This window comes from Candidatus Erwinia dacicola, assembly GCF_001756855.1.
GTDB lineage: Bacteria > Pseudomonadota > Gammaproteobacteria > Enterobacterales > Enterobacteriaceae > Erwinia > Erwinia dacicola.
The window spans coordinates 1-4,073 of the sequence record NZ_MAYS01000345.1 but is presented as its reverse complement, the minus strand read 5'-3'; the positions used below and the strand labels follow the sequence as shown (position 1 = coordinate 4,073).

The following is a 4,073-nucleotide window of genomic DNA, read 5'->3' as shown; positions in this document are numbered from 1 at the left end:
TGGATGCGACCTACGTGAATCGGCGAGTCAAAAACGAAAGCGTTCTGGCTGGCCTTCCTGCTCAGCCTGAAAGAGCGCGGCCTAGAGGGGGTAAAGCTGGTCATCTCCGATGCGCACAGCGGCCTGAAAGCGCCGATACAGCCGGTCACGGAGATGATAGACGAAGCGGAGGCCGATGCGCTGGCGTACTTCGGCTCGATGAACACGCTGGAACGCCTGAACAACCGTTGGTGACGGGTGTCCGGAAACACCTTCGTCAGAGCTTTCCAGAAACCCATGGTGCCATCACCCGTTGCCAGCCTTAAGACTCTACCCTCGCCGGCTCGACGCACGGGGCCTGTAAGTTGCCGTCCGCAGCGCCTCCGCCTTCTCCAGCAGCCAGTCGAGAAAAGCCTAGTGCTCGGCCGCTCGGCTTAGATGCCAGTCAGCGGTGTGGAGGACGCGTATATAACTTCCTGTCAGCAGAAAAACGTTAACCCTATTATAAATAGGGTTAACCGATCGACCTTATATTATTCAAATCGCGCAGAATTTCAGGGGATGCTTTTTCATAAAATTGTCATAAAACTGACGCATAATGGTGCCGCATATCCCCGTAAAAGCCGTAAACAGCAGCAGGAGTAATAATGCCTAAGCGCATTCTGGTCGTGGAAGATGAAGCCCCAATCCGTGAGATGTTATATTTCGTCCTTGAACAAAATGACTACCAGCCGATCGAGGCCGAAGATTATAGCAGTGCAGTTAATCTGTTGATTGAACCCTGGCCGGATTTAATCCTGCTGGACTGGATGTTACCGGGCGGTTCCGGCATCCAGTTTATTAAACACCTGAAGCGCGAAGCGATGACCCGCGATATTCCGGTGATGATGCTGACCGCCCGGGGCGAAGAGGAAGATCGCGTGCGGGGCTTGGAAGTGGGCGCTGACGACTATATTACCAAGCCCTTCTCGCCGAAAGAGCTGGTGGCACGCATCAAAGCGGTGATGCGCCGTATTACCCCTATGGCGGTGGACGAGGTAATTGAGATGCAAGGACTGAGCTTGGACCCGTCATCGCACCGCGTGATGTCCGATATGCAGCCGCTGGAAATGGGGCCGACCGAATATAAACTGCTGCACTTCTTTATGACGCATCCCGAGCGCGTTTACAGCCGCGAGCAGTTGCTAAACCATGTGTGGGGCACTAACGTATACGTCGAAGATCGTACCGTTGACGTCCACATTCGCCGCCTGCGTAAGGCGCTGGAACTGACCGGGCACGATCGCATGGTGCAGACGGTTCGCGGAACAGGTTATCGTTTCTCTGCACGCTACTGATCGTTCACGCTGGAGTCTGAACCGTGCTGGAACGCCTCTCTTGGAAGAGATTACTTCTAGAACTGCTGCTTGCTGGTCTGCCCGCGCTTATTCTCGGGCTGCTGGTGGGCTGGCTGCCTTGGCTGCTGTTAGTCTCAGTGCTCTGCGTGCTGGGTTTTCACTTCAACAATTTATTGCGCCTTTCACACTGGCTGTGGGTTGACCGTAGCATGACGCCACCCAGCGGGCGCGGTAGCTGGGAGCCGCTGTTCTACGGCCTGTACCAGATGCAGGCGCGTAACCGCCGCCGCCGCCGTGAGCTTGGCCACCTGATCAAACGTTTTCGCAGCGGTGCGGAATCGCTGCCGGATGCGGTGGTGCTGACCACCGAAGAGGGGACGATTTTCTGGTGTAACGGCCTAGCTCAGCAGATGCTCGGCCTGCGCTGGCCGGAGGATAATAGCCAGAACATCCTTAACCTGCTGCGCTACCCTGAATTTACCCGCTATCTGCGCCAGCGCGATTTTTCCCGCCCTCTGACGTTGGTGCTTAACAGCCACCGCCACATCGAATTCCGCGTGATGCCCTACAGCGAAGGGCAGTGGCTGCTGGTGGCGCGCGACGTCACGCAGATGCACCAGCTGGAAGGAGCACGCCGTAACTTCTTCGCCAACGTCAGCCATGAACTGCGCACCCCGCTGACGGTGCTGCAGGGCTACCTAGAGATGATGAATGACTCGGTGCTGGAGGGCACGCTGCGCGATAAGGCGCTGCATACTATGCAGGAGCAGACTAGGCGCATGGACAGCCTAGTGAAACAGCTGCTGACGCTGTCGCGCATTGAGGCGGCGCCGGCGCTGGACTTGCAGGAAAAAGTCGACGTGCCGATGATGCTGCGCGTACTGCAGCGCGAGGCAGAAACTCTCAGTAATGGTCGCCATGAGATCCACTTCCATGCCGACCCGCATCTGCGCGTGTACGGCAATGACGAACAGCTGCGCAGCGCCATCTCCAACCTAGTATATAACGCGGTAAATCACACCCCTGACGGTACGCGCATCGATATCAGCTGGCTGTGCAGCAGCCACGGTGCCGAGTTCAAGGTTAAGGATAACGGGCCAGGAATTGCCGCCGAGCACCTGCCGCGCCTGACCGAACGTTTCTACCGGGTGGATAAAGCCCGCTCAAGGCAGACCGGCGGCAGCGGGCTGGGACTGGCGATCGTCAAACATGCGCTCAGCCACCATAATGCGCGGCTGGATATCAGCAGCGTGCCGCATCGCGAGAGCTGTTTCAGCTTTCATCTGCCGCCGAGGTTGATTGTCACTGCCGAACTGGCTGAGAATGCCCTGCGATAAGGCAACCGGACCTGACGTAATGAAAAAGCTAATCGCCCTAGCACTCCTGCCGGTGGCTGCCTGCTCCCACGCCAAAGAGGGGATGCCGGCGGGCAATCTGACCAGCGTCGGCTCTCTCTCTCTGAAACCCTTGGCAACCTGATGGCGCTGTGGGGCTAAAATTTTAATCGTCTCTATCTCGGGGTGAATGTGCAAATCCAAGCGGCGGGCACCGCCCAGCTAGGGGCGATAAGCCGTCCGATGCAGACGGTGGAGCATCAGCTGTTTGAAGACAGCTACGGCTACCCGCCGCTGGCTATGCCAGTGGCGATGGATGCGCAGGTGGTGGTAAATCAGGAAAATTCGCTGGTCAGACTGAATGCGCAAGCTGGATGCCATTTTCTCCATTACCCGCCGCTGCCGCGTGCCTTCGGTGCCTAAAACCTAGGGCGATCTGCAGCTAAATCAGCCGGGATGGGCGCAGCGTGGGCTGCAGCGCTTTGGCCGTAACTCTGCATCCAGTATTTGGGGTTTCTTTAAGCAGCAGGCGCTGTGCAACGGCGATTTTCGCAATGATGTCGGTGAGTACCTGGGTTCTGTTGCCGTGGTGAGGGGGTAGCCGCTTCCCTGAACGGGATTGGCTACGTCAGCGCCGGCTTTCATATCAGCGGTGTAAAAATTGTGCCAGGGGCGCGTGAAGGTCACGACTGGATCGCGCCGAGTGCGGAGAATATTCGCAGCGGCCGCTACCCTTAATACCCGCCCGCTCTATATCTACGTGAATAAGGCGCCGGGTAAACCGATGGAGCCGTTAACCGCTGCGCTTAGCGCTGTCGCCGCACAGCTAGGCGCTTGCCAGCTAAGTCGGGTATCTGCGCTGTCAGATGCACAGATGGCCCAAGCCGGAGCGATGTTGGCACCGTAATTCCCTGCCTGAACCGTTGTCATTTACCCATGATGAATTTTATTCATGTGCGATGAAATTTCCTCGTTTGCTGCTGAAGGCCTCTCATGACACTCTTAGTGAGAGATATTTAGACGTCCAGAAGTCTATAGATGACTTCACATAATTGTTACGTCACTAAATTATGAGCCCGCCGTGGCGCAGCTAGGAGCAAACTCATGACTTATCCTATTTCATTACCGTGCTGAAGTCGTTGGCAGCTTTTTACGTCCGGCCACTATCAAGCAGGCGCGCAAGCAGTTTGAGGTGGGTGAAATCAACGCAGCAGCGTGCCAGCGGTTTGCAGGTGGTGACGAACGGCGAATTCCGCCGCGCCTGGTGGCACTTCGACTTTTTCAACAGTCTGGACGGCGTTGAGCGCTATGAAACCGAGCAGGGTATCCGGTTTAACGGCGTGCAGACCAAAGCGCGCAGCGTAAAAGTGACCGGCAAGCTGGGCTTCAGCAACCACTCGATGCTGTAGTGGTCAACTAATAC

Annotated in this window: 2 protein-coding genes and 3 pseudogenes; all 5 read left to right on the top strand. The window is 56.7% G+C overall.

Annotated elements, in window-relative coordinates:
* Window positions 1-18: 18 nt before the first annotated feature.
* Window positions 19-147 (top strand): annotated as a pseudogene (locus BBW68_RS16610) (transposase); the annotation flags it as partial.
* A 479-nt stretch (window positions 148-626) separates the two neighbouring features.
* Window positions 627-1,316, top strand: a complete 690-nt coding sequence (gene phoB, locus BBW68_RS09905; RefSeq protein ID WP_070135233.1) for a phosphate response regulator transcription factor PhoB — start codon at window positions 627-629, stop codon at window positions 1,314-1,316.
* A 23-nt stretch (window positions 1,317-1,339) separates the two neighbouring features.
* On the top strand, window positions 1,340-2,653 hold the full coding sequence (gene phoR / locus BBW68_RS09900) for a phosphate regulon sensor histidine kinase PhoR (RefSeq protein WP_070135232.1): 1,314 nt from the start codon (window positions 1,340-1,342) through the stop codon (window positions 2,651-2,653).
* Between the two features lie 19 nt (window positions 2,654-2,672).
* Window positions 2,673-3,557, top strand: a pseudogene (locus tag BBW68_RS09895) (substrate-binding domain-containing protein).
* Window positions 3,558-3,761: 204 nt separating this feature from the next.
* Window positions 3,762-4,056: pseudogene (locus tag BBW68_RS09890) on the top strand (5-methyltetrahydropteroyltriglutamate--homocysteine S-methyltransferase); the annotation flags it as partial.
* Window positions 4,057-4,073 lie beyond the last annotated feature (17 nt).